Annotated in this window: 1 protein-coding gene; it reads left to right on the forward strand. The window is 73.1% G+C overall.

Features of this window, described 5'->3' with window-relative positions; translation table 11 throughout:
- Positions 1 to 2,456 (forward strand): acyltransferase domain-containing protein (locus ABZ374_RS48385; protein WP_360325188.1); only part of this gene is annotated, 2,456 nt, incomplete at both ends.

The raw sequence follows: 2,456 nt of genomic DNA on the forward strand, positions 1-2,456 counted from the left end.
CGGTCGTTGAAGGACGTGGTGTTCGGCGGGGTGGGGTTGGACGAGACGGGGTTCACCCAGCCCGCGTTGTTCGCGGTCGAGGTGGCGTTGTTCCGTCTGCTCGAGTCGTGGGGTGTGCGGCCGGACTTCGTGACCGGGCATTCGATCGGCGAGTTGGCCGCGGCGCACGTGGCCGGGGTGTTGACGTTGGACGACGCCTGTCGGGTGGTCGCCGCGCGTGGCCGGTTGATGCAGGCGTTGCCCGAGGGCGGGGCGATGGTCGCGGTGCAGGCGACCGAGGCCGAGGTCTCGGACCTGCTGCGCGGTCACGAGGCGCGGGTGGGGATCGCCGCGGTCAACGGGCCGTCGGCGGTGGTGATCTCCGGCGTCGAGGACGTCGTCGTCGCGATCGCGGAGGAGTTGCGCGAGCGGGGGCACAAGACCCGGCGGCTCACCGTCAGCCACGCGTTCCACTCGCCGTTGATGGATCCGGTCCTGGACGAGTTCGCCGCCGTCGTGAACGACGTGGCGTTCGCCGAACCCGAGATCCCGATGGCCGCAGGCACCGAGGAGGTGTGTTCGGCGCGATACTGGGTCGATCACGTGCGTGGCGCGGTGCGGTTCGCCGATCACCTCGCCCGACTGCGCGCGGCGGGTGTGACCCGCTTCGTGGAGATCGGCCCCGACGGCGTGCTCACCGCGATGGGCCCGGAGAACGTGGCCGACGCGTCGTTCACCGCGCTGCAACGCCGGGACCGACCGCAGGTGCGTACCGCCGTGACCGCGTTGGCCCACCTGCACACCGCCGGCCACACCGTCGACTGGTCCCACCTGTTCACCGGGACCGCCGCGACCCTGACCGACCTGCCCACCTACCCCTTCCGACACCGGAACTACTGGCTGGCGCAGTCGTCGTCGGGCGACGCCGTCTCGGCCGGGCAGGCGGCCGCGAGCCACCCCATGCTGGACGCGGTGGTGCGGATCGCCGGCGCCGACGAGGTGGTGTTCACCGGTCGCCTCTCGGCCCGGACGCACGCCTGGGTCGCCGAACACGAGCTGGGTGGCCGGGCGTTGGTGCCGGGCACCGCGTTGATCGACATGGCGATCCGGGCCGGCGACGAGGTCGGCTGCGCCGGTGTGACCGAGATGGTGGTCACCGCGCCGCTGGTCCTCCCGGCGACCGGCGGCGTGCGGGTCCAGCTCGTGGTGAACGAGTTGCAGGAAACCGGGCACCGGGCGTTCGCGATCCATTCCTGCCGGGAGAGCGATCAGGAGTGGATCTGCCACGCCACCGGCCTGTTGGCCCCCTCGGCGCCGGAGCCACGTTTCGAGCTGAGCGAATGGCCGCCGGCCGGCGCCGTTCCGCTGGCGACGGACGGGTTCTACGAGCGGCTCGCGGACCACGGCTACGTGTACGGCCCGATGTTCCGCGGTTTGCACACGTTGTGGCGCCGCGACGGCGCCGACGGGGCCGAGTTCTTCGCCGAGGTCGCGCTGCCGGAACACACGGACACGACCGGATTCGGGATTCACCCCGCCCTGTTCGACGCGGCCATCCACCCCCGGGTCTTCGCCGCGATCGCCGATGCGGGCGATGACTTCACGCTGCTGTTGCCGTTCGTGTGGAACGGGATCAGCCTCTACGCCACCGGGGCGACCGCGCTGCGGGTCCGGGTGGTCATCGACGGCGATGCCGCCGCAGCGACCGCGTGCCGGGTGCAACTCGCCGACGAGGCGGGGCAACCGGTCGCCGAAGTGCGATCGGTGGAGGCGCGCCCGGTGTCGGCCGACGCTCCGGCGGTGCGGGACGAGACGGCCGGCTCCCTGTTCGCGGTGGACTGGGTCGGGGTGGAGGTGAGCCCGACCGGACAGGCCGGGCAGTGGGCCCTGCTGGGCACGACCCCCGACCGGTCGATCGACGAGGTGTTGACGGTCGACCGCCGCGAGACGTTGGCGGAGGCGGCCGGTGCCGACGTGCTGGTCACCGTCCACGCCGGCCGACCGGCCGGCGTGGACGGCGAGGTCGCCGAGACCGGCGACGTCGTCGCAGCGGTGCACGACACCGTTGTCGCGGCGGCGGAACTGGTCCGGGAATGGCTGGTCGACGAGCGTTTCACGGCCGGCCGCCTGGTCGCGGTGACCCGCGGCGCGGTGTCGGTCGGCCCGGACGCCGCCCCGGACCTGGTGGGCGCCGCGGTGTGGGGCCTGCTGCGCTCGGCGCAGTCGGAACACCCCGACCGGATCGTACTCGCGGACGTGGACGACGACCCGGCCTCGCTCGCGGTCCTGCCCGCGGTGCTGGCGGCGGGCCACGACCAGGTCGCGATACGCGCCGGCGCGGTGACCGTGCCACGCCTGGCGCCGCAGTCCGTAGTGGACACCGCCGGGCCGGAGTTGGCGCCGGAGGGCACGGTCCTGATCACCGGCGGAACCGGCGCCCTCGGCGCCCTGTTCGCCCGCCACCTGATCACCGAACA

Origin of the sequence: Embleya sp. NPDC005971 (assembly GCF_040629175.1) — a bacterium.
Taxonomy (GTDB): domain Bacteria; phylum Actinomycetota; class Actinomycetes; order Streptomycetales; family Streptomycetaceae; genus Embleya.